Below are 24,553 nucleotides of genomic sequence, written 5' to 3' on the forward strand. Positions count from 1 at the left end.
AATCCCCAGTCCCCAGTCCCCAACCCCCATGCAACTCAACCTCACCGACATTCCCCTCATCGATCAACACGCGCACAATATACTGCGGCCGGAAGTAGCAGCGCGTTATCCGTTTGCGGCTGCTTTTACCGAAGGATATGACGAGGAAATAGTGAATCATCATGCGCGCCACACGTTCTTTTATCGGCGCAGTCTGAGAGAAATCGCGGCTTTATTGGAATGTGAAGCAGAAGAAAGTGCGATCGCAGCGCGGCGGGAAAGTTTAGGATTAGAAAGTCTGACGCGGCTTTATTTCCAAGCTGCGAACCTAGAAGCGATTTATTTGGATGATGGATTAGAAACTGAAAGTATCTTACCGCTGTCATGGCACGAACAATTAATTACCGTCCGCAGAATTCTGCGGTTGGAAGTGATAGCAGAACAGCTAATTCCCCAAGTTGCCAATTTCGAGGATTTTCTCGCCAGATTCCACAGCGAAATCGATCCACCGCCACCTGGAGTTATTGGTTTTAAGAGTATTGTTTGTTATCGCAGTGGCTTAGATGTCCAGCCTGTAACTTATGAAGTGGCTGCGTCTCGCTTTGATGAAATTAGACAAACACTCAATAATCAACCAGTGCGTCTGGTTGATAAAGCTTTGATTGATTTTTTACTGCAAGAAGCCTTGTTAATTGCGGCGAAATATCAGCTACCTGTGCAGTTACATACTGGTTTTGGTGACCCCGATTTAGATTTACGATTAGCTAATCCGCTAAATTTGCGATCGCTTTTAGAATTACCCCAATATCGTCAAGCGCCTTTGGTATTGTTACACGCTGCTTATCCTTTCATGCGAGAAGCGGGGTATTTAGCTGCTGTGTATCCCCAAGTCTATTTAGATTATGGTTTAGCCATCCCATCTTTAAGTGTATCGGGAATGCGTGAAGCCATCAGACAATTGTTAGAGTTAGCGCCTACTAGTAAACTCATGTATTCCTCTGATGCTCACTCAATCCCCGAATTGTATTATTTAGGGGCAAAATGGGGTCGCCAGCTATTACAAGAAGTACTTAACCAGGCTATTCAAGATACCGATATTACTCTGAAAGAAGCAGAAGCGATCGCTCTAGCAATTTTACGCGAAAATTCCTTATCTCTGTATCAGTAAGCCAGGGGGCAAGGGTCAGAGAAAAGGAATAGTAGTGATGAGTCTACAAATTAAATAATTTATGTTTACGATTTCCCCTTAAGGAAGACTTACTATCTTCCAGCCCCCAAATTTAACATCTTACTCCTAGCCTAATTACAAGTTATATCCCAAGGTGAAATACCACAACCAAGAAATGAAGAGCTATCTTTGCAGTCAACTGTCAACGGTATTTTCAAGTCATACCAAATTGGAATGCTAGGAGTTAAATTGAATTTAAGGTGTAGTATTGCCGACTAAATTACCTTTATCTTTAGATGTATGCAACTCGCTAGTGGTAACCACGATATTGTTAACAGCATTAGGATTGTTAACAGTTTTGATTTCTACAAAAGCTTCGCGATTTGTAATCAATCGAGAGCGACGGTTACGAGTGATATAGTTCCACGCCCATTGGAAGACTACTAGTAATTTAGTGTCAAATTCAATTAAGAAGTAGATGTGAACTACTAACCAAAATACCCAAGCTAAGAAACCTGTGAGTTTGAGGAAGCCTAAATCAACAATGGCTAAATTCTGCCCAATCATCGCCAAACTACCGACGTGATTGTAATGGAATGGTGGCAAATTATAACCTTGGAGTCGTAGTTGAATGAGTGTGGCTACATACTCACCTTGTTGTTTAGCTACAGGTGCAACACCAGGTAAGGGTTTACCATCTTGATGGGAGAAGTTGCCTAAATCTCCAATTACGAAAATGTTGTCATAACCCTTAATAGTCAAGTCTGGTTCAACAATCACACGTCCAGCTTTATCGCACTCTACACCTGTACGTTTGGCTAAAACTCTGCCCATTGGCGAACCTTGCACACCAGCAGCCCACAAAATTGTTTTTGAGGGAATAGCGGTGATTTCGTCGCCTTGCTTGTAAGTAACGATGTCATTTTCAATATTTGTAACTCTGGTGTTGGTTTGAATATCCACACCCAATTTGCGTAGAGATTTTGCTGCTACTACTGATAAATCTTGTGAAATGTGTGGCAGGATGTAATCGCCACCTTGTAATAAGACAATTTTCGCTTCTGAGGTGTTAATGTTGCGGAAATCTTCTTTGAGGGTTTTGTATGCCAATTCTGCGATCGCACCTGCTAATTCTACCCCTGTAGGGCCACCACCCACAATCACAAAGGTTAACAAAGCACGGCGTTTTTCTGGATCAATTTCTTTTTCTGCAGCTTCAAAGGCTGAAAATATCCGGCGACGCATTTCGATCGCATCTTCAACAGTTTTCAAGCCAGGGGCAAATTTTTGCCAGTCATCTTTACCAAAATAGGAGTGGTTAGCACCTGTCGCCACAATTAATGTATCGTAAGGTACTACTCGCTCACCCATGATTACTTGTTGTGCTTTGGGATCGATATCGCTTACTTCTCCCAGCAACACTTGTGTATTCTTACTTTTGCTGAATACAGATCGCAATGGTGAGGAAATATCAGCAGGTGAGAGAGCACCTGTGGCAACTTGATATAAAAGCGGCTGAAATAGGTGAAAGTTACGTTTATCGATGAGAGTAACGTTTACATTTGCGTTAGCAAGATGCTTTGCTGTATATAGTCCACCAAAACCGCCGCCAATGATAACCACTTGATGTGGTACTTTCTTCTCAAGTTTGCTTGTCATAAGACATATTTCCTTCTGTTAAGAAGCCGTAACTATTCTTAACAAATATGTAACAGGATTTTGATAGAAGTTGCGGTTTCTTTAAAAACAATTAAGAAAATAAGAAAAGTAGCTAAAGCTACTAAATTGTAAAATTCTGCGATCGCTTGCAGCCAGTGACCTTTATTAGCTGATTTTTGCCACAAAAACCGTAGTTTTTATGACATACATCAGCAATACCAATATCAGACTCATATTTAATTTTGAAATTAAGTAGGATGCGTTAGCGACAGCGTAACGCATCCCTAGAAATGTTAATAGTTGATTTTAAAATCCACATAGCGATCGCTAAATTTTTTATAGTACTCAAATATGGCAGACTTTATTCAAATAATTGGTATTACACCCTGCTTTAAATAACTCTAAACTTACTGGTTGACTAACTGTCTTTCACCAAACATTAAACTTTTAGCTCTGCACAATCAATAACTCTCATTGTGCCTGTACAGCTTCTTTAATACCAAAGTTAACTTCTTGCAGATGTTCCTTGATGTATGAAAGCAAAGCATATACAAAAACAACAATGCCGAACATCTCACAGAACTCTTCAACAGCTGTAATCATTGCATAAGTTAGATCTAAATGATATATCTCTTCATGTCGCCCAGCAAACATTTCTGCACCTATGGCACCGCTAACAAAGATAGCACCAGCAACAACAAATAAAAGCCTTGTCTTTTTGGGAAGATGAATCAAAAATTTGAGATAAGACAACACAAAAATAATTGTTAGGGGAATACCAACAGCAACCCAGCCGAAGTGAAGAAACCCAGTTCGGCTAATGTGTGACCCTAAAATTAAATCTGCATTCTCATGAATCATCGCTACTTCATCTATAGACATATACAAAAAAATAGCCGCTAAAACTTTCCAATGGAGGATGTAGCGAGTACGGGCCGTCTTTTGAGATTTAGCAATTAATGCTAAGAGCAGCGAACAAAATAATAGCATTATAGATGAATACCATGTGGGAATATTAGAATCCTGACCCACATCGAACAACCTGACTAATCCAAAAACTCTACCATGACCAATAACATAGGTAGAAACCTGTCCAGCAAAGCTGATAATGCTTAGAGCTATGACTACTATGGTCAGAAGTATGCCAACTCTTCGCGGAGAAATAAATAACGCTAGTCTCACTAAGTGTAATTTCCTAAAAGCGAAACATCAATATGAGTATTTTAAATTTAATTAATCAGTATTTAACTTGGATTTAACATTTAGTTGTTTGAAATTTAAATTTAAAAAAATACCATCAGAGCATAATCTTCTTAGTAAGTAAAATCAAGAAAATAATTGATAAAATTACCAATTTTATAGATATTAAGAGTTTTTATCGACTATATAACCCAAAAGTCCCGTTTTTCACTTTAAAAAGCTCAATTATTCCTAATAAATTCTGATTCATGTGAGGCGGAGAAATAATTTTTATTTCTATCCTGAGAGAGATGACTAACTATTTATATTAAGATGCAACTTTTCCGTGCAAACAATTTATCTTGCCCATTGTTGCAAGATATAAGCATAAAAAGCTTCTTTATCTACTTGATCCATTGCATAAATCTTGCGACCACCAGATACTACTTTAGTTCGTCCTTGGCTAGACCCAGTAGTAATAATTTCCGTTTCCCATTCTCGCAGTTGATAAAATTCTGGATGTCCTAGATAAGCCGTCGCCAACACATCCCAAAAATAATAATCTTGCGGAATAACTAAGGCATAACATTGCCCTGCCAAGTCAGAAATAGGATAGTGGCGTTGCTTTCCCATTTTTTGCACTAAATCTGATGTTACAGGTACATTATTAGTTAAATCCAAAGGACACATAATAATTTCAATTTGGCTTTCCCATACCCGCGCTGCAGAAACTGCGTCCCAATAAACATTCCATTCCGCAGAACCATCTTGTCCTGGTTCCCAATTTTTTTCTACATTTCCAGGGACATTTAAAGCACCCCCCATCCAAACAATCTTGTGAATTTTCTCCTCAATATCTGGTGCTTGATCTAAAGCCGTTGCTACTGTAGTCAATGGCCCTGTTACCATCAGTGTTACTGGTGCAGTTGCCTCACGCAACACCTTCACCATAAAATCTTGCCCTGTCTCCGCAACCAAGCGCGTTTTAATAGTTTCGTTTTGATTGAGAATTGGGAGATGGTCAACTACAAAAGAATCACGACGATAGAGATAAGGAAAAGCATTAATACCCCGCACCGTGCTTTCCGCCACCGGGATATGCGAAAATCCCATCAAGTCTAAAATTTTACGCGTAGCACTAACAGCAGGTTGCACATAGCAATCAGCCGGAGTCACAACCACACCCAGTAATTCCACATGATCCATCGTCAACAACAACATAGTTGCTAGATAATCATCTACACCGCCATCGTGATCCATTAATACAAGTTGTTTAGACATATAAGGAGCATTAAATATGGATGAATTTATGCAAGCTGCTATTCAAGAAGCAAAACAAGGTAGACAAGAAGGGGGAATTCCCATTGGTTCAGTTCTTGTCAAAGATGGCAAAATTCTCGGCAGAGGACACAACAAGCGCGTACAAGATGGTGATCCTGTAACCCACGCCGAAATTGATTGTCTCCGCAACGCCGGAAGAGTTGGTAACTACAGAGGTACAACACTCTATTCAACCTTAATGCCATGCTACTTATGCGCTGGCGCAGTCGTGCAATTTGGCATTAAAAAAGTCATCGCCGGAGAATCGAGAACCTTTCCAGGTGCTAAAGAATTTATGATATCTCACGGCGTAGAAGTAATTGATCTGAGTCTAAATGAATGCGAACAAATGATGAGCGAATTTATCGAAACTAATCCCGAATTGTGGAATGAGGATATTGGGAAGTAGTTATTTGTCATTTGGGTAATTGGTAATGGGTAATGGGTAATGGGTAATGGGTAATGGGTGTTTGGGGTTTGTTATTAATTATTTCTCCCCTGCTCCCTGCTCCCTGCCCCCTTGCTTGGAAATATCAGCGTGCTATATTAATGCATCGGGATGCAATGCCATTGTATCGACTGACATTGTTTATGCATCGGGATGCAATGCCATTGTATTGGCTGACATTGTTTATGCATTGGGATGCAATGCCATTGTATTGGCTGACATTGTTTATGCATCGGGATGCAATGCCATTGTATCGGTTGACATTGTTTATGTATCCGGATGCAATGTAATTTTAGGAGCCAATAGCCCATCTTTTACTCCCTCATCCCCAAACTAAACCCCCCTCTCCTTCAGAAACGCATCAAACGTCAACCTATCAGGTAAGGAAGTTTGCGCCCCTGATTTTGTCGCAGCTAAAGCACCTGCAGCCGCACCCCAAACAACCGCTTGGCGTAAAGGAAGGCCTTCATAAAGCGCAGCAGCTAAACCGCCATTAAAAGCATCACCCGCTGCAACCGTATCTACAACCTGAATGGGAAACACTGGGACAAAGAAACTTTCTTCCGCAGTGGCGCAGAAAACACCCTTAGCACCGAGTTTGACGATCGCACATTTCACTCCCCGTTGCAATAAAACTCCAGCTGCTGCTTTTGCTGACTCTTCGTTATTTACAGGAAAACCAACCAATTGCCCAGCTTCCACTTCATTGGGTGTAATGATATCTACTAGGGAGTAAAGTTCATCTGGCACATGAGATTGTGCGGGTGCAGGGTCGAGAATTACTTTGACTCCTGCTTGATGTGCTGCTTTCGCCGCAGCCACCACAGCAGCCAGCGGAATTTCAAATTGTAAAAGTATTGCGGTGCTATTTGGTAATAAATCAGACAATCGCTCTACATCTTCTTGATTGACACACCCATTCGCACCAGGAATGACAATTATTTGATTTTCACCTTTATCATCGACTGCGATCGCAGCTACTCCCGAACTGACATTTTGGTCGATAGAAACATTTTCAGTTTCTACACCAGAGTTTTGCAAATTGTATAGTAATTCTGAACCAAAACTATCTGTACCTACACGCCCAACCATCTGAGTGGGAACTCCCAAACGTGCCAGCGCGACAGCTTGATTTGCACCTTTTCCTCCAGCAACTTGCAAAAAGTTATGTCCTAATAACGTTTCTCCCGGATTTGGCAATCGGGGTACTGAGGCGACTAAATCAATATTGATGCTGCCAAAAACAATAATACTCATAATGCTGATGTGAAAAGTGATTTAGCCCCATCCTACAGGAGGCGATGTCTTGGCAACACCTCAATCATCTGAATTACGTATAACTTTAGCGGGCAAGATGTCCACACCACAAGAGTTTTATGATTAATTTTTGTAGTTAATTTATTGCCTTCTTTGTTTAACTCTTAATGAGCAATAAATAGTCTAAAAGTTAAGTAAAAATCACAAATTTTTATGTCATTTGGATGAATACTTTATCTCTCCTAGATGAGATGTGTTGTGATACAAGATTGTTTACGTTTTTAGCAATCAGTTTAATAAGCATCTGAGAAATCAGAGTTTTGAATTTAGTAAAAGATTCCCATTGAAAACCCAGATTAAACTCAACTGTCTTAATTAGGAATTATGAATTACCCATTACCAATTGGTATAACTTCATTATTGTTAACAGCCACGGTTTTTATAACTCCGTCTCTCGCCTTGAAGACAGTTAACCATCAAGGTATGCAATCCTCTACCCCAGCAACAGGATTACAAAATAACCAAGGTGAATATTTACTAGCGCAATATCCAAGCAGTTGTCGTCGAATAATGGCTAGGAATGGCCTTTACGTTTTGCAAAAGCCAACAGTAGATAGCCAAGTGGTTGCGCTTTTAGACTATGGCACAAATGTGACAATTAGCGATCGCGGCAAAAATGGCTGGGTTCCAATTACATCTCCTGTCAATGGCTACATCTTACATACTAATTTCCTTAGTTCATGCCAAGCCTCAAAAGCTGCAACACCTCCTGAGTTAAACTTTTGCCGCAAAGTAGCTGCTGATGGTGGTTTAGTGGTGCGAACAGCGCCTTCTAGTAATTCAGCAAGGGTGGGCGTTATCCCTAATGGTAGAAATGTTGTCATTGCACCGGGAAAAAATGGTTGGCTTCCGATTTCATCACCTCTAATGGGCTATGCACAGTCAAGATACCTTGCTTATTGCCCTAAAACGCAATAACCAGGACTTGATACTAATTCGTAATTCGTAATTGCGAAAGCTGTTCCGCGTCTACAAAATTAACGAAACGCTTACTCTGTCTTAATTTGAATTTTTTAGTACTCTGTGGGAAGCATAAGGTATTTTGAATTGGTATAACCTTAGTTTTCCCAGAGTTAGCTTCGCTCAGTTTTACTAATTGGCTCTCAGTTTCTCAACCGCATAAAGACTGAACCACCAAGAATTAATTAAACTCCCAGCTTGCTTGCACAACTGAAAATTTAACCATAGCCCCCTATATATACCAAAACCGCCCTAAACTATCTAGAGGGCGGCTTTGAGAGAAGAATTGTACATGGGGCTTTATAGCTTTATTGCCCCGGTTTCTGTATAAGAGGTTCTGTATGTATGTGTATACAAGATGCTTTTGACCCATTCCGGAAAAAATTTAGAACTTGTATGTTCCCATACTAGAGTCTGGGTAATGGGGAACTCACCCAGAGCGTGGGGATTAGGGGTAATGGGGGATGAGGAATATAAACACCAAATACTAAATGACAATTGAAAGTAATAATTTGCAATGTTAATATTTAGACTATAAATAATATTAATTAATCAATTTTTGACATTACATAATTAATAAAAGAAGTACATTAAATAAATTGAATAAATGAGCTTGCTCTGCCTAGAGAGTGATTTTATCGCCGGAATTAGCTAATTCCTTTTCATTCTCCAGATTGATGCGAGCTTTAATAAATCAAGATAAAAATAAATTATCGAACTTCAGATGAAGAGTTAACAACTTCAAATATCATATAACTCTTGAATAAGAATTATTATAAATGAATTTGTTATTCGAGTTATACGGAAGTTAATTTCTTCGCTAGGTTTATGAGCAAAAATCGAGATGGAAGCATTCCTAAAAAAGGTAATTTCAATTAACCGAATTTAGGTAAATCCTTCTGGGTTTAAGTACAAGTTATGCGTTTTAAGCGCTGTTATTGAGGAATACACATGAAAATTATTGCTTTGGTTTCATCCATCTTACGTCCAGTACGTTTTTTAGTTCTCGCTTTTACCTGCACACTGCTCTTTGTGTCTAATGCATTCCCTGCTTTTGCAATTGATAGCTATCAAAGCAATCCAGAAGAAGCCACTACACAACTTCTGGAAACTCAACGCAAGACTGACGAAGTAGGCAGATCTAACCCCCCAGGATTGAAAGAAGTTCAAAAGAAATCAAATGAGGGACTGAATGAAGTTCAGGGTGATGCAGATATTGACAAAATGAAACGCCCTGAAAATTCGACTAGTTCAACTTCAGTAGAAGATAATATCGAAAACTTTTTGGAAAAAGTAACAGGCAAGAAGTAAGCTCTTATTAGCCTCAGACTAATAGTCTGAGGCTAAATTATCATGCTCTCCTGTTTCTAAATCTAAGCTAGCATCGGGTTATTTTCCTAAATAATTTATAATCTCTGAATGAAAGAAGCATCTTGATAATCGTGAAGATTCAAGATGCTTCTTCCAATCTATGAACAAATATAGGAATCCGATTTGATTTGTGAAAAAATCTCAGTGCGGATGCGTTACGCTATCGCTAACGCATCCTACGCGAACTTCAAAAATCAAATATAAGTCCTTTAAATACAAACAAAATAATAATAATTACTTCAGATTGTAAAATTTAAGCATCTGCCTATAAGCAGAAAAATTAACTATTTCATTGAAATTAAAAATAATTAACATTATTTCTGTAGGCTGATGTAGTTTAAGGCTGAAATTTGGACACTTAATAAATAAGTTCGCCAAAAAGAGAGAAATTTATGCCTAAACCAAACATAGGATTAACAGAACAACAGCGTCAAGGTGTTATTGATTTGCTAAATCAAGATTTAGCAGATTCTTATGTGCTGTTAGTTAGAACTAAAAAGTATCACTGGGATGTTGTTGGCCCTCAGTTTCGGACTCTGCACCAACTATGGGAAGAACACTACGAGAAATTAACTGAAAATATTGATGCTATAGCAGAGCGGATTCGGACTTTGGGTGGTTACCCTGTGGGTACATTAGAGGGATTTTTAAAGATTGCTACCCTTAAAGAAAAGGCTGGACAAGTTCCGACAGCTACAGGAATGGTAGCTCAACTAGTAGAAGATCATGAGCAGGTAATTCGTAACCTCAGAGAACACGTAGAGCGCTCTAGCGAAGATTTCAATGATGAAGGAACTGCTGACTTCTTGACTGGATTGATGGAAGAACATGAGCAGATTGCTTGGATGCTGCGCTCCTTTATTGAAGGACAAGCATTAGAAGCAACCAGCCAACCTTCAGCCGCTGATACTCAAACTCCTGTAGGTGTATAGCTAATAAAGCAGGTTCAGGGTTAGGGATAAGCGCGACAAGTTTTCTTTTAACTGAAAAGTATTGAAAGGGTAAAGGTTGCAATTCATCCTTTACCCTTTTTAACCTTTACCTTTTCCCCACCATAAAGAAATAAAAAGTTGCAATTAAAAGATTTAAGGAGATTCAAGTGGCAGAAACCTATATAGCAGAACGTACTATTTCATCTGTATTTAAAGAACAGAAGCAAGTTGATGATGTAATTCGGCGTTTGTTAGATCGGGGTGTACCGAGAGATCATATTTCTGTTTTGGGTAGAAACTTTCAATCAGAAACTCGAATTGCTGGGTTTATTACCAAGAGAGATGTAATTTTGGGAGGTTTAAGAACAGGGGCAATTTTTGGTTCCTTGTTTGGTTCCTTTCTCAGTTTGCTTACGGGTGTAGGCGTACTCTTCATTCCCTTTGTTGGGCCAATTGTCGCCGCAGGCCCCATTAGTGCGGTGTTACTGGGGGCTGCAACGGGTGCGATCGCAGGTAGTGCTGGTGCGGGATTAGTATCAGTGCTTACGGCTTTAGGAATGCCGGAAGATAAGGCTACAGTTTACCAAACCCGCTTACAAGCTGGTGAGTTTTTATTAATGGCAGAAGTTCCAAGCGATCGCACTGGCGAATTTCAATTATTATTAGAAAGTGCTGGCGGTGAAGAAATTCACAGCAATGAGAAAATCTTAGCTCGTCCTTGTCCTGGCCCTTGTAACCGCCCAGAAGACTTATCGCCAGAAGTTCGCTCTCATTTATCGAATGAAGCACAGCGCACTTTTATTGAACGCTATAACGTCACCTTAGCTGAAACTAGCGACGAGTTCACATCTGAACAAGCTGCTTGGGATGCAGTGCGTCAGCAATTTGATGAAGATGAAAATGGTGTTTGGTCACAGTCTAAGATAAAAGCTTGATTTTGAAAATTAATTATAAATCCAGATAAAAACAGATGAATGCAGATTTATCTGTTTTTATCTGCAATTTGAGCAAAAATAATTAAGCGCTGATACATACTAAATAACGCTAAAAAATATATAAAGTTACTTTATTTTGTACATACACGATTAATCGCGTCTCTTGAAGCGCTAGGGCAATTTATAGCTAGCAACACGGATAGTTAACTTACCTTTGTTGGGGTCTTGGTTAAATACAAATGCCCCTTCTTCCGTTTCCCCGCCAGATAAGAAGTCTATCTGTTGTTCCCCGGTTTCTGTAACTTTGCCGTTAATTTCTAACTCAGCCATGATTTGCACTGATTCGGCTGTATCTCCACCTTTATTGATCACCTCAAAAGGGACATAAAACTGTCCATTAATTTGGCGCGTTCTTTGTTTGTTAATGATGGATACTATGGGTGGTTGATTTTTGTCATTTAGCCAAGTAAATCCCACCAACCCGATAATTACTGTGAGAATAAATGAAGCAGCAGTAAATGTAAGCCATTCAGCAAGCGATCGCTCTTCATGCTGGTTATCTTGATTCTTCATATCGCTAACCTGCCAGCTGCACCACCAATGGTTGCAGGTAACCCTAACATTAAAGTGTGATCTAACCACATTGTCCAGGGGTCACTCAAACTCAACTTTTGAAAGAACCACAGCATCAACGCAGCGGCTAATAATGAAACTAAGTAAGACATAATGGTTTCGCTTGATGGGCGTTGAAAAATTCCTTTTTGCTGTCTGCGCTTTTGCTGATCGGAAAAACCTGCCTGAAACACTATGCCATAGGAAATCACCAATGATGTAGCAATTATTGCTAGTAACCACGGAGGTGATACTGTGGCTGCTAGCATGGGAATTTCATCTGTGGGGGCAATGTTAAATGCAATTACGGTTGCACCAATAAGAGTGGCACCTAAATCGGAGAGGGTGGCGTGTAAGTTACTCCATTGTTTCTGAGTTGTTTGCCTTTCAGTATTGGTACTATCAGTATCCCCTAAAAATTGATTAGCTAATGCTACACCAAGAGTAAATGGTACACTTTCAAAGATGATTTTGCCTAGTGCTTCTCTCAGAGAAGTTTGCGGTGTCAGTTCTTGTAATAAAAAGAGCATAAAGCTAGAGCAAGCTAGCCCGATCGCCATTGCTTCTATAGTATCTATTATATCTTCGTAAGCTCGTCTATTATGTCTGCGTTTGCGGAAGCCTTCTGCTTGGTTAACTAAGAACACACCAATAAACATTAATGCGATCGCTAACATCATCATCGGTGGTTTTGCTAACGAGCCAATCCACCATACTTCCATTGTGTACAATAAGGGAATTCCAAACAAAAAGCCGCCACAAGTACCCCTAATGATGTCATTAATCTCACTTTTCCATATATTTTTTTGGCGATATTTTTTGGACACTACTAAATTTTCCTTTCAGTTATTACTTACTGAGTTATTGTTAGTCTAAAATAAGTAATTAATTGGTTAATAATCAGGAGCGATCGCTTACTCAATCATGGGTGTAAGCTAATTCCAAATCCTTATTTGATTGATAATTTAGGAAGATTTTTATTATTTATTATAGAAGCTGCTAATTTTGCATCTATCTTGGGTAGAGAAATTAAGAAAGTCATGTACTTTCTTGTGATAGATGCGAAGGTTTTATTTTCTAGTCTAAATTATTTCTGTTACTAATAATTCAACTTAACTAAAAAAGCAGGTAAAAACTTATGAGTATTGAAAAAAGAGTAGAAGCTACCGCCAAAAATATCGAAGGTAAAGCTCAGGAAATAATGGGAGAAGTAACTGGTAACCCAGCAGATAAAGCTGAAGGACAAGCAAAGCAAGCTGAAGCCCAAGTTACACACACCACCGAAAACATTAAAGATGAACTGAAAAAGGCGATAGATTAGTTCTCTCGGTGACAATGTTGGGTACAACCTTTGATACTAATTCGTAATTCGTAATACCCTACGGGAAGCGCAAAGCGCTACGTAATTACAGAATGTTGACAGAATTTAAGCTTCGAGCCTTACGATGTATTACTGAATTGTAGAGAATTGGTATAAATTGTAGAACTCCATTTCTGTAAAGAAATTGGAGTTCTATTGTTTTAAGAAAGGTAATAGGTTAACTCTAGCCATGAGCCTGATATTATGTGCTTAATAACTGCTACGACCAGTTAATAAGCCCCATAAGAAAATAGCAATTATTGCGCCAATGACAGCAATAATTAGACTAGGAATACTGAGAGTCGCAGCAGCAAATGTTGCCCCTGGTGGACTCAAGAAAGAAACTAAAGTTCCTCCAATCAAAGCACCAATTATACCTAAAACCATTGTCGAAAGAATTCCGCCACCTTGACGACCTGGGTAAATAGCTTTAGCTATAGCACCAGCAATAATACCAAGAACAACCCAAGCAAGAAGGTTCATAATTTTCTGTACCAAATGTAACTACTAGGTTATTGATTACAGTCTAAAGTGACTTCTGCCATAAGAGATAAGTATAAATTGTAAAAAAAAATTGCCTGATACTTCTTAAAAAAAAAATTGCGATATATACCTAGATAAAATTCTGCAAATAATCATCCAAAAAATAAATTCTAGGCTTGGTATTTGTACTATTTAAGCAACATAGATATCCAGTTTTTTTCGCAACTTAAGATTACTAAAAACTCGCAAAATATCACATACAATTACGGAACAATGGGCAGGGAACAGGTGAAGAATTATAGCAGTTTGCAATTAAATAAAGTACACAACCAGAGAATTAAAGATAAAAATTCTTGTTCTTCCTCCTGCCCTTCGGGTTCGCCACTTGCTTTATGCCGGGGAACCCGTCCACCGCAGTGGCTCACATCCTGCCTTGCCATAGCGATAATTTTTAACACCGAGCTGACTTGAAAAAGCAGGGGAGCAGGGAGCAGGGAGCAAGGGGGATTAATGAATTTTTCATGTCTTGTGGTGTATGTAGTTCATGATGGCTACTTACATTGCCGAACATTTTTTGGTAAAAAGAAGATGTACAAACCCTGATATTTCGCTACATAATCCTCAATTGACCCGTACATTTATCTCTACAGTAAGTATTAATGTTTCGTGTAAATCCAGACAATCTTGATCTCATTCTGCTTGAAGAAGCTGTATGGGTTTTGGTTGGAGAAGTCAATCTACCGAGTTACGACTTTTCTCTTTCTCAATTCTTTGCTTGTCGTCGGCCGTGGAATCGCCCTGAGCAAATTACAGCAATTGGGAGATTTGGGGCAGTAACTAATTACGATGAGCTATATCAACAATTAGCAGCAGATGGTATATTCTTAGTTCACTCACCGGAACAACATCTTCTTGCTAGCGAGTTACCGCGTTGGTATCCTCTGCTGGAAGGACTAACACCCAAAAGTTTCTGGTTTTCGGAACCACCAGATATTGCAATTTTAGAACAGACAATTGGACTACCGCTTTTTCTCAAAGGTAGTCGTCAAACCAGCCGTCACAAAGCCGCACTTTCAATCATTCGTTCGTCTGAGGATTACTACCGAGCAATCAAGGCTTACAAAGAAGATCCGATTTTGCATTACCAAGACCTTGTTTGCAGAGAATTTGTCCAACTAAGACCTGTACCATCAGAGTTGACTGAGAAAATCCCTGCATCTTTCGAGTTCCGTTCATTTTGGTGGCAGGGGCAATGTGTGGGAGCAGCACAATACTGGTCAACCTCTTATGATTGGAATCAACAAGAACAGAAAGCAGCTCTCTTGGTTGCTAGTGAGGCTGCAATGCGCCTCAATCTACCATTTGTGGTAATTGATGTTGCACAAACAATCACTGGTGAGTGGATTGTGATTGAGTGTAATGATGGACAAGAGAGTGGATATGCAGCTATTTCTCCGTTTACATTGTGGCAAAATTTGATTGCTCAGGAGAAAGGATTATTTGGTAACAAAAAATTGGGGTAACTCTGAGACTCCAGAATTACCCCGAATTTAAATTTTTAATTTATAGAAGCGATCGCTTATGCAAAAGCGGCAGTTTTGACATCGTTGTTTGCCAGAATTTCTTGCAATTCATCAGCATCTACTGTTTCTTTGTCAACCAGCATATCCGCGATTTGGTCGAGGATGTGGCGGTTATTGACTAATACTTCTTTGGCGCGAGCATAAGCTACATCTACCAATTTGCGGACTTCTTCATCAATAGCGGCTGCTGTTTCTTCCGAGAAGTCACGCTCTGACATGATATCGCGACCGAGGAACATATTACCTTGTTGGCGACCAAGAGCTACAGGCCCTAGTTTGTCACTCATCCCAAAGCGGGTGATCATTTGACGGGCAACACGGGCAACTTGTTGCAGGTCATTAGAAGCACCAGTGGTAACTTCTTCTTCACCAAAGATTAATTCTTCGGCAATTCGACCACCTAAAGCTACTGCCATTTGGTTTTCCAAATAAGCGCGGCTGTATAAGCCAGTATCCATCCGGTCTTCGCTAGGAGTAAACCAAGTTAAACCACCAGCACGACCACGAGGAATGATGCTAATCTTTTGTACTGGGTCATAGTCTGGCATTAACGCACCAACTAAGGCGTGACCGGCTTCGTGATATGCAACCAAAGTCTTGCGCTTTTCGCTCATAACGCGGTCTTTCTTCTCTGGGCCAGCTAACACGCGGTCAATTGCGTCGTTGATTTCATCCATCGAAATTTCAGTTAAATTCCGCCGTGCTGCTAAAATAGCGGCTTCGTTTAACAAGTTGGATAAATCTGCACCAGTGAAACCAGGGGTACGGCGCGCAATTCTATCTAAGTCCACATCCTTAGCTAAGGTCTTACCACGAGCGTGAACTTTGAGGATTTCGCTACGTCCAGCATAGTCGGGACGGTCTACCACTACCTGACGGTCAAAACGACCGGGACGCAACAGCGCTGCATCTAGTACATCAGGACGGTTGGTAGCAGCGATAATGATGATACCGGTGTTACCTTCAAAGCCGTCCATTTCGGTGAGTAGCTGGTTGAGGGTTTGTTCCCGTTCATCGTTACCACCGCCTAAACCAGCACCCCGTTGACGACCTACCGCGTCAATTTCATCGATGAAGACGATACAGGGAGCATTGGATTTAGCTTGCTCGAACAAGTCACGGACGCGGGAAGCACCCACACCCACGAACATTTCTACAAACTCAGAACCAGAGATAGAGAAAAATGGTACACCAGCTTCCCCAGCAACCGCACGAGCTAGGAGGGTTTTACCTGTCCCTGGAGGGCCTACTAGTAATACGCCTTTAGGAATTTTGGCACCAACAGCAGTAAAGCGATCGGCGTTCTTCAAAAAGTCTACGACTTCATTTAATTCCAGCTTGGCTTGGTCAATACCAGCGACATCACCAAAGGTAACCTGAGTTTGGGGTTCCATTTGCACTCTGGCTTTAGACTTACCAAAGTTCATGGCTTGGCTACCAGGGCCACTTTGAGCGCGACGTAGTAAGAAAAATAAGCCTACTAGAAGCAATACTGGGAAAAATAAGCTACTTAACGCCTTAAACCAAAATCCTTCGTCGGTTTGAGGCAAAACAGAAATATCAACGCCTTTGGCAGTAAGAGTATTAATTAAGTCAGGGTCATTGACTAATGTGACTACTTTTTTATTACCGTCTCTAGATGTAACCAGGGCTGTAGAACGGTCTGCACTTAAACTGACTTTATCTATTCTGCCTTTTTCAACTTCTTGAATAAATTGGCTGTAACGTAATGGTTCTCGGCTTTGGGGTTGCTTATCAAAAAACGCTGTCCCTAAAGCAATTACAACTATAAAAAGCAGTGCGTACAGCCCCGCGTTTCTCCATCTTTTATTCACTGAGGTAAATCCTCCTAATATTTTTCGTGCGATTGCTTCCATGTGTCATTTGTTATTTGTCCCTTGTCATTTGTTTTATGAATGACTCTGAGTAAATAACTCATGACTGTGGCGAAGCAGGGGTTTCCCCTTGAGGTAACTTTACGTCCCATTCTCAGCAGAACTGGGCTGTTTTGCCACCTTTTGGTAACGTCTCTAAAAGAGAGGGTGTTTTTAAGAATTATGTTAACTTATCTTAACGTATACCAAAATGGTGACGTTGTCATGCTAAAAAAAACTCCTGAGCAATTGAAAACTAGAATGGTGAGGATTATATTGTAGCGACCCAACAGGCTGGTGAACGGTATGGATAGGGAGGATTTCCACTACAGAGTTAGTGTAGGCGATCGCTGTAAATTCCTTGACTAACTCCATTGTCCAGGGTTCCTCTTTTACCTGTTGCTGCTGGGATTGCAGCCATTTTACAAGCTGCGATCGCACAATTCCTGGCAAAATTCCTCCAGTTAAAGGCGGTGTCCACCAAAAACCATCACGCCAACCCCAAAGGTTCCCAGTGCTAGTTTCTAGCCAATTTCCCGCTTGATCGACTAAAATCGCTTCTTGAGCAGCTAAATTGAGGCTGATATTTCTGGCTAACCAAGGGCTTAAGTAATTACCAGTTTTATGAGAAGCCAGAGTGCGATCGTATTCTGCACTGACAACGGTGCAAACGACTCCATTTGCTTGTTTTTCGCTTAAATCCTCTGGTAATAACCTACCCGTTATCCACTCCCGTCCATCAGGAAACAGGGTAATTCTGAGAATCGGAAAATGTTGCAGTAGGATTTCCGCACCTTGACGTACCCGATTCCAGTCTGGTTGCTGCCAACTAAAAGCTTTGAGCGAAAATAGTAAGCGATCGCAGTGTAAAGTCCAGTGAGTTAACCTGCTATCGAGCGAATTCTCATAAACCCGCATCGTAGTAAAAATCGTCGCCCCATAAAGTAACCCTGGATCGTTAATGCTTAATTCTAGGGTTTGGGATTCAATTAATTGACCGTTGTACCAGTAAATGAAATAAATTCGTCTTTCCTCAGTAACTATTGCGGCTGATTCTAGTACTTCTTCCATCCCAAGGGAAGAAATGAAAGTATGTTCATCAGTAAATTGAATTTTCTGCTAATACCAATAGGCAAAGAATCTCATCGGTAGAGAAGGGAAAAAGTATGGTGCTGACGACGAACTGAAGACCAGAGTATAATAATTGGCTTCTCCTTGTGCCTTCTGTCTCCGTAATAATAACAACGAGATGTATCAGAGGACAAGAAAAGCGAAATTCCATGAAACAGCAAAAAAACCTATTCAGCCATCTCACCGCGATAGAAAGAACTAGCTTGTCATTTCCAGCACAATATTTATTAAATCAAAACCTGCTACAAGGCAAAATATTAGATTTTGGTTGTGGCTTGGGTAATGATGTGAAAATCTTGCGGGAAAAAGGCTGTGATATTACAGGTTATGACCCTTATTATTTTTCCCAATATCCTCAAGGACAATTTGACACAATAATTTGCTTTTATGTTTTAAATGTGTTGTTTTCTGAAGAACAAGCTAGTGTACTCATGGAAGTAGCACATTTATTGAAACCAGGGGGTAAAGCTTATTATGCAGTGAGGAGAGATATCAAAAAAGAAGGTTTTAGAGAACATTATGTTCATAAAAAACCTACCTATCAATGTATTGTTAAACTACCGTTTCATTCTATTTATTTAGATGACAGTCGGGAGTTTTATGAATATCGGCATTACAACCACCAACGCAATTCATCTAATAATTGTCTATTCTGTAATCCCTATACACATTTAAAACTATTAACAGAATCTGCAACTGCTTACGCAATTTTCGATGGCTATCCCCTCAGCAAAGGACATATTTTAGTTATTCCCAAACGCCATGCGAGCAATTATTTTGACCTACCTTTTAAAGAACAATCTGCTTGCTGGTTTATGGTGAACAAAGTCCAAAAAATGCTCAAAGCAGAATTTAATCCTGATGGCTTTAATGTAGGAATCAACATTAATCGAGTCGCCGGACAAAATATGATGCACGCCAGTATCCATATAATCCCGCGTTACAAAGGTGATGCTGTAGGTGCTAAAAGTGGAATGAGAAATGTGATTCCTAAAAAGATATCTATTTGATTTGGTAATTGGTAATAGTTATTGCTCATCAGGGTCTATACCCAGCGCTCTTAACCTTTCTGCTAATTGTTGAGCGCGTTGCTCTGCTTGTTGAGCACGTTGCTCTGCTTGTTGAGCCATTTGTTCCGCTTGTTGAGCACGTTGTACTTCTTGTTGAATCTGTTCTTTTGGTGTGGGGTAACGCTTTCCTTGCTCGTCGTACCAATACATCCATTCCCGCGTTACACCAGAATAGTTTCCTCGTTCGCAACCAATTCCTAAACCAATTTCTGGTAGCCAAATTGGGTTTCCTGTTTGCAATTCATAAGTACCATTAACTAACTTATATACTTCTAAACGTGCTTTACGACGACGGCGAGGAGCATAAATTACGTAGTAAAGTACGCCTAATTCTGCATATTGTTGTAACTTAGCAGTGTATTCTTTGCGATAAGTTTGGGAAACTACCTCTAGCACTAAAATAGGTAGAATATTTTCTTCCCACAACACATAACTGGGACGTAATTCTTCGTCATAAAAACGCTCTACTCCTAAGCTCAGAAAGCCATCGGGTACAATGGGCGGTTCATCTGGGTGATAATAAATACCCATATCTACGCCAAAGAACCAGTCCATGCGTTCTGACCAAAGAATCAGCAGTATTGCTTTTAATAAGCCTGGTATTAATTCTTGCAGTTCATTATCCACAGATGTATCGTCAGAGTCGGGCAATTCTTCAGCAGAAGGCAAGTACCTCGGCAGGTTGTAGTTTAACATGGCTGATTTTCCCAAAACTCACAAAAATTATAGCGATTTGTAGGGGTTAGGGAGTAGGGACTTCCAATGAAAAAAATAACCAATCGCTATGCAGGCAAAGGAGCAGGAGGCAATCCAAAATCTAAAATCTAAAATCTAAAATTCTCAATCCCCAATGCGTAAGCGATAATTACTCCATGTGTCCTTAAACTTACGTGTATGATATGTTGCCTCAATTCTTCTTGCCATAACCCCCCAAACCCGGATGGTACAGAGTTTTGTTCAAACTGTGGCGTTCCTTTGGTTATATTGCGACACTATCGTCCTATCCGTGTAATTGGTAGCGGAGGATTCGGTAAAACTTACCTGGCTGAAGACGTTGAAAAGTTTAATGAACTCTGTGTAATTAAGCAGTTTGCACCGCAGATACAGGGAACTGGCGCACTACAAAAGGCAACAGAATTATTTGAGCAAGAAGCGAGGCGTTTACAACAATTGGGAGAACATCCCCAAATACCAACGCTATTGGCATATTTTGAACAAGAGCAGCGTTTGTATTTGGTGCAGCAGTTTATTGATGGGGAGAATTTACTGGATGAATTACAACAGCAAGGTACTTTTAATGAGCAGAAAATTCGAGAATTATTGCTTGAGTTATTAAATATTCTGACAACAGTTCACCAACAAAAAGTAATTCACCGAGATATCAAGCCACAAAATATTCTTCGGCGTAAATCATCAGCTACGAAGGGAAATATCATTCTGATAGATTTCGGTGCTTCTAAACAGTTGAGTGAAACTGTCATGACTCAACAAGGAACAACCATCGGTTCTTTTGGTTATGCTCCCTTAGAACAAATGCAAGATGGACAAGTATATCCAGCTAGTGATTTATATAGTTTAGGTGCTACTTGTTTTCATCTTTTAACTGGTGTTGCACCTTGGGAATTATGGAAGCAACAAGGCTATAGTTGGGTTGCTAATTGGCGACAGCATTCGCAGCAATTAGTCAGTCCACAATTGGCAATGATGTTAGATAAGTTACTGCAACCAAACTATGAGGAAAGATATCAATCGGCAGAAGCAGTATTACAAGATATTAATGATGTAAATTTCCTTTTAGAAATGCCCGCTACAGTGGCTCATCCTCGGCCAGTCTCTACACCACCGGAACTTCCGCCGACAGCAGCTTATCAACCCCTAATATCAATAAAGAGGCAGGAGGAAATAATTTCTCCAACAGTAGTAGATTTAGCTAAACCAAAACAGTATTTCAAAATACCATTGTTACTTAGTGGCGCTATTTTGTTACTAAGTTTGGGAGGATATGGAGTTTGGCAAATTCGTAAACCTCTAGTAGATCATACAGTTGCTTACGAAAAACTCGCATTAGCTAATAGTTTAACTGCTCATACTGAGTGGGTTAATTCTCTAGCTATTAGTGCCGATGGCGAAACTTTAGTTAGTGGCAGTGCCGATAAAAGTATTAAGAGTTGGAACCTAAAAAATGGTGCTTTAAAAACAACTCTTAGTCTACATTCTGATGTAGTTAATTCGGTTGCTATTAGCCCTGATGGTAAAACTGTAGTTAGTGGTAGCAAAGATGGCAATATCAAAATGTGGAATTTGCCCACAGGGACATTGAAAGCAACTCTTCCTAGAAGTGAAGCAAGGGTTAATGCTGTTGTTATTAGTCCAGATGGACAAACTCTAGTAAGTGCTGGTGGAGATAATAAAATCAAGATTTGGAATTTGCAAACTGGAGAGTTGAAACATACTCTCAACGGACACAATAATTCAGTGATGGCTCTTACGATTAGCTCAGATGGGCAAACTCTAGCAAGTGGAAGTGCAGACAGCACTATCAAGATTTGGAATCTGCAAACTGGGGATTTAAAAAATACTCTGATAGGTCATAAAGATGTCATCTTTGCTGTTGCAATTAGCCCAGATGGGAAGACTTTAGCTAGTGGAAGTTACGACAGAACAATAAAGATTTGGAATCTACCAACTGGGGAGTTAAAAAATACTCTTACTGAACATCGCTATGCAGTGAGTTCTGTAGCAATTACCCCGGATGGACAGACTCTTGCTAGTGGCAGTTGGGATAATACTATTAAAATTTGGAACTTACAAACTGGATCTCTAAAAACTACTCTCACGGGGCATAGTGATTTAGTTTATACCGTAGCTATTAGCTCAGACGGTAAGACTCTAGTGAGTGGGAGTAAGGATAAGACAGTTAAAATTTGGCGAATTACGGAATAGCAGCAGACTTCAGCAAACGTTGCTGTCCAGATCCCCGACTTTTTGAAAAAGTCAGGGCTCATAAGTCCCGCTAAAGACAGTCAACTTCATCCCTAGATATGGCTACGTCTACGCACTACCCCTGACAGTGATAAAGTGATACTCAGCAGTACTGTGTTGCTGGGGATGAATTCAACCGCAAGTGGTATTCCTTAGCCATTGTGTAGCCCGAAAGAAATACAGATAACTCTTAACGATTAATAAATATATCTATACTGTCCCCTATTCATGGTTTATATTTACCCAAAGGTGACACGAACAGTCACTGATATTCAAATATAGGAGGCAGTAACAATCAATTCAAATTCTGAAACTCAGCACCTAGCATCAACAAGGGACAAGGTGAGAAAACAGAAGCAGAGGTGTAGGTAGAAGAGTATATTCTGACTTGCAACTCAGCACTCAGCACATTTGGCAGCAGCGCCATATCACCCTTGTAACTGATACATACCCTCAGTGCGAGGTGTCAGTGTAAGGATAAGTTGATATTACAATAAAGAATTTTTGCTGAATTGCAACGGATAAAGACTAAACTAAAAAGTCTTGTGCAGCAAAACTTGTAGCTTTAAACAAAGTAATCATGTCCAAGGTTCTTGTCTCCGATCCTATTGACCAGGCTGGAATTGACATTCTCTCGCAAGTAGCAACAGTTGATGTCAAAACAGGTTTAAAACCAGCAGAACTGATAGAAATTATTGGTGAGTATGACGCGCTGATGATTCGTTCGGGTACACGCGTCACCCAAGAAATTATTGAAGCCGGCACGCAGTTAAAGATTATCGGTCGTGCAGGTGTGGGTGTGGATAACGTGGATGTCCCTGCTGCCACACGCCACGGGATTGTGGTTGTAAATTCTCCTGAAGGTAACACGATCGCAGCAGCCGAACACGCGATCGCGATGATGTTGGCTTTGTCTCGTCACATCCCCGATGCAAATGTCTCGGTGAAAAAAGGTGAGTGGGATCGCAAAACTTTTGTCGGCGCGGAAGTTTACAAAAAAACTCTCGGTATTGTTGGGTTGGGTAAAATTGGTTCCCACGTCGCGGCTGTAGCTAAGGCGATGGGAATGAAATTGCTAGGTTACGATCCCTTTATTTCCACAGAACGAGCTGAACAAATTGGCTGTCAATTAGTTGATTTAGATTTGCTCATCCAGCAAGCAGACTACATCACCTTACACATCCCCAAAACTTCAGAAACAGCGCATTTAATCAATGCCAAAACCCTGGCAAAGATGAAACCTACTGCCCGGATTATTAACTGCGCCCGTGGTGGGATCATTGATGAAGCAGCTTTAGCGGCGGCAATCAAAGAAGGTAAAATAGCTGGTGCAGCCTTAGATGTATTCGAGTCTGAACCATTAGCCGAATCGGATTTGCGATCGATTGGTAAAGACATCATCCTCACCCCTCACTTGGGAGCATCAACTGCAGAAGCGCAAGTGAATGTGGCGATTGATGTGGCTGAACAAATCCGCGATGTCCTCTTAGGACTCCCCGCACGTTCGGCTGTGAACATTCCCGGACTCGGCCCCGATGTCCTGGAAGAACTCAAACCCTATATGCAGCTAGCAGAAACCTTGGGGAACCTCGTAGGACAGCTAGCAGGTGGACGGGTGGAATTACTCAACATCAGACTGCAAGGCGAACTAGCAACTAACAAAAGTCAGCCTTTAGTGGTAGCATCCCTAAAAGGACTGCTATACCAAGCATTGCGGGAACGAGTAAATTACGTCAATGCCAGCATTGAAGCTAAAGAACGGGGAATTCGGGTAATTGAAACCAGAGATGCCTCTGTACGTGACTATGCAGGTTCCTTGCATTTAGAAGCTACAGGCACTTTAGGAACACATTGCGTTACCGGTGCTTTATTAGGTGACAAAGAAATCCACCTAACTGACGTTGATGGTTTCCCCATTAATGTCCCCCCCAGCAAATATATGCTGTTTACCCTGCACCGCGATATGCCGGGTATCATTGGTAAACTCGGTTCTCTACTTGGCAGTTTTAATGTCAACATTGCCAGTATGCAGGTAGGTCGCAAAATCGTCCGTGGTGATGCGGTCATGGCTCTCAGCATCGATGATCCCTTACCAGAGGGCATTTTAGATGAGATTACCAAAGTACCAGGCATTCGGGACGCGTATACAGTAACACTATAAAGTGCTGAGTGCTGAGTAGCGAGTTCTGA

The 24,553-nt window shown here is 40.5% G+C and carries 24 protein-coding genes; 12 read left to right on the forward strand and 12 right to left on the reverse strand.

The annotated features are described in order from the left end of the window. The coding region (locus tag AACU25_RS15230; protein ID WP_339382034.1) for an amidohydrolase family protein at nt 1-1,147 on the forward strand (1,147 nt) is incomplete at its 5' end. Nucleotides 1,148-1,402: 255 nt separating this feature from the next. Here the strand turns inward: AACU25_RS15230 and AACU25_RS15235 are convergent. From AACU25_RS15235 to AACU25_RS15250, 4 genes are all read right to left on the reverse strand, one after another. Next, complete coding sequence (locus tag AACU25_RS15235; RefSeq protein WP_096576944.1) at nt 1,403-2,806, reverse strand: NAD(P)/FAD-dependent oxidoreductase; 1,404 nt, start codon at nt 2,804-2,806, stop codon at nt 1,403-1,405. Nucleotides 2,807-2,844: 38 nt separating this feature from the next. Next, on the reverse strand, nt 2,845-2,991 hold the full coding sequence (locus AACU25_RS15240) for a hypothetical protein (RefSeq protein ID WP_190446000.1): 147 nt from the start codon (nt 2,989-2,991) through the stop codon (nt 2,845-2,847). Between the two features lie 286 nt (nt 2,992-3,277). After that, the gene (locus AACU25_RS15245) at nt 3,278-3,988 is read right to left on the reverse strand and encodes a hypothetical protein (protein WP_321206871.1); all 711 of its coding nucleotides are present in this window, start codon (nt 3,986-3,988) and stop codon (nt 3,278-3,280) included. Between the two features lie 354 nt (nt 3,989-4,342). Further along, the gene (locus tag AACU25_RS15250) at nt 4,343-5,266 is read right to left on the reverse strand and encodes a nucleoside hydrolase (protein WP_096576946.1); all 924 of its coding nucleotides are present in this window, start codon (nt 5,264-5,266) and stop codon (nt 4,343-4,345) included. A gap of 16 nt (nt 5,267-5,282) precedes the next feature. Here AACU25_RS15250 and AACU25_RS15255 point away from each other — a divergent pair, with 16 nt between their 5' ends. Next, entirely contained in the window at nt 5,283-5,714 is a 432-nt protein-coding gene (locus AACU25_RS15255) for a nucleoside deaminase (protein WP_096576948.1), read from the forward strand. Nucleotides 5,715-5,869: 155 nt separating this feature from the next. Next, the gene (locus AACU25_RS15260; RefSeq protein WP_190445999.1) at nt 5,870-6,043 is read left to right on the forward strand and encodes a hypothetical protein; all 174 of its coding nucleotides are present in this window, start codon (nt 5,870-5,872) and stop codon (nt 6,041-6,043) included. 43 nt (nt 6,044-6,086) lie between these two features. On the opposite strand, the gene rbsK is transcribed toward AACU25_RS15260, so the two are convergent. Continuing rightward, nucleotides 6,087-7,010, reverse strand: a complete 924-nt coding sequence (gene rbsK, locus AACU25_RS15265) for a ribokinase (RefSeq protein WP_096576952.1) — start codon at nt 7,008-7,010, stop codon at nt 6,087-6,089. 384 nt (nt 7,011-7,394) lie between these two features. On the opposite strand from rbsK, the gene AACU25_RS15270 reads away from it, so the two are divergent. The 4 genes from AACU25_RS15270 to AACU25_RS15285 all read left to right on the forward strand — a co-directional run bounded on the left by AACU25_RS15270 (nt 7,395) and on the right by AACU25_RS15285 (nt 11,268). Continuing rightward, on the forward strand, nt 7,395-7,988 hold the full coding sequence (locus tag AACU25_RS15270) for an SH3 domain-containing protein (protein ID WP_096576954.1): 594 nt from the start codon (nt 7,395-7,397) through the stop codon (nt 7,986-7,988). 993 nt (nt 7,989-8,981) lie between these two features. Beyond that, nucleotides 8,982-9,341 (forward strand): hypothetical protein, encoded by a 360-nt coding sequence (locus AACU25_RS15275; protein ID WP_096576956.1) that lies wholly within the window; start codon nt 8,982-8,984, stop codon nt 9,339-9,341. 452 nt (nt 9,342-9,793) lie between these two features. After that, complete coding sequence (locus AACU25_RS15280) at nt 9,794-10,333, forward strand: Dps family protein (protein WP_096576958.1); 540 nt, start codon at nt 9,794-9,796, stop codon at nt 10,331-10,333. A 167-nt stretch (nt 10,334-10,500) separates the two neighbouring features. After that, nucleotides 10,501-11,268 (forward strand): ChaB family protein, encoded by a 768-nt coding sequence (locus AACU25_RS15285; protein WP_096576960.1) that lies wholly within the window; start codon nt 10,501-10,503, stop codon nt 11,266-11,268. Nucleotides 11,269-11,439: 171 nt separating this feature from the next. On the opposite strand, the gene AACU25_RS15290 is transcribed toward AACU25_RS15285, so the two are convergent. Beyond that, entirely contained in the window at nt 11,440-11,841 is a 402-nt protein-coding gene (locus AACU25_RS15290) for a TIGR02588 family protein (protein ID WP_096576962.1), read from the reverse strand. Next, nucleotides 11,838-12,707 carry a TIGR02587 family membrane protein gene (locus AACU25_RS15295; RefSeq protein WP_096576964.1) on the reverse strand — a complete coding sequence of 290 codons (870 nt, stop codon included), beginning with the start codon at nt 12,705-12,707 and terminating at the stop codon, nt 11,838-11,840. Before AACU25_RS15295 ends, AACU25_RS15290 begins: the two co-directional genes overlap by 4 nt. A gap of 311 nt (nt 12,708-13,018) precedes the next feature. On the opposite strand from AACU25_RS15295, the gene AACU25_RS15300 reads away from it, so the two are divergent. After that, complete coding sequence (locus tag AACU25_RS15300; protein ID WP_096576966.1) at nt 13,019-13,201, forward strand: CsbD family protein; 183 nt, start codon at nt 13,019-13,021, stop codon at nt 13,199-13,201. Between the two features lie 249 nt (nt 13,202-13,450). On the opposite strand, the gene AACU25_RS15305 is transcribed toward AACU25_RS15300, so the two are convergent. Together AACU25_RS15305 and AACU25_RS15310 are read right to left on the reverse strand one after the other, a co-directional pair. Next, complete coding sequence (locus AACU25_RS15305; protein ID WP_096576968.1) at nt 13,451-13,723, reverse strand: GlsB/YeaQ/YmgE family stress response membrane protein; 273 nt, start codon at nt 13,721-13,723, stop codon at nt 13,451-13,453. A gap of 296 nt (nt 13,724-14,019) precedes the next feature. Beyond that, nucleotides 14,020-14,163 carry a hypothetical protein gene (locus AACU25_RS15310; protein ID WP_206758958.1) on the reverse strand — a complete coding sequence of 48 codons (144 nt, stop codon included), beginning with the start codon at nt 14,161-14,163 and terminating at the stop codon, nt 14,020-14,022. Nucleotides 14,164-14,382: 219 nt separating this feature from the next. Here AACU25_RS15310 and AACU25_RS15315 point away from each other — a divergent pair, with 219 nt between their 5' ends. Further along, a complete protein-coding gene (locus tag AACU25_RS15315; protein WP_096576970.1) occupies nt 14,383-15,246 on the forward strand; it encodes an ATP-grasp domain-containing protein in 864 nt (287 codons plus the stop codon). A 56-nt stretch (nt 15,247-15,302) separates the two neighbouring features. Here the strand turns inward: AACU25_RS15315 and ftsH3 are convergent, their stop codons facing one another. Beyond that, nucleotides 15,303-17,141: an ATP-dependent zinc metalloprotease FtsH3 gene (gene ftsH3, locus AACU25_RS15320; RefSeq protein ID WP_045871676.1), complete on the reverse strand. Its 1,839-nt coding sequence runs from the start codon at nt 17,139-17,141 to the stop codon at nt 15,303-15,305. Nucleotides 17,142-17,408: 267 nt separating this feature from the next. After that, nucleotides 17,409-18,251 (reverse strand): aminotransferase class IV, encoded by an 843-nt coding sequence (locus AACU25_RS15325; protein ID WP_190445996.1) that lies wholly within the window; start codon nt 18,249-18,251, stop codon nt 17,409-17,411. Between the two features lie 209 nt (nt 18,252-18,460). On the opposite strand from AACU25_RS15325, the gene AACU25_RS15330 reads away from it, so the two are divergent. Continuing rightward, nucleotides 18,461-19,321: an HIT family protein gene (locus AACU25_RS15330; RefSeq protein ID WP_096576972.1), complete on the forward strand. Its 861-nt coding sequence runs from the start codon at nt 18,461-18,463 to the stop codon at nt 19,319-19,321. Between the two features lie 18 nt (nt 19,322-19,339). Here AACU25_RS15330 and AACU25_RS15335 read toward each other — a convergent pair whose 3' ends face one another. Then, nucleotides 19,340-20,077 (reverse strand): Uma2 family endonuclease, encoded by a 738-nt coding sequence (locus AACU25_RS15335; protein ID WP_096576974.1) that lies wholly within the window; start codon nt 20,075-20,077, stop codon nt 19,340-19,342. Nucleotides 20,078-20,275: 198 nt separating this feature from the next. Between AACU25_RS15335 and AACU25_RS15340 the strand changes: the two genes are divergently transcribed. Beyond that, a complete protein-coding gene (locus AACU25_RS15340; protein ID WP_096576976.1) occupies nt 20,276-22,324 on the forward strand; it encodes a serine/threonine-protein kinase in 2,049 nt (682 codons plus the stop codon). Nucleotides 22,325-22,943: 619 nt separating this feature from the next. Then, complete coding sequence (gene serA, locus AACU25_RS15345; RefSeq protein ID WP_045871402.1) at nt 22,944-24,524, forward strand: phosphoglycerate dehydrogenase; 1,581 nt, start codon at nt 22,944-22,946, stop codon at nt 24,522-24,524. Nucleotides 24,525-24,553: the final 29 nt, after the last annotated feature.

It is taken from the genome of Tolypothrix tenuis PCC 7101 (assembly GCF_963874875.1).
Lineage (GTDB): Bacteria > Cyanobacteriota > Cyanobacteriia > Cyanobacteriales > Nostocaceae > Aulosira > Aulosira tenue.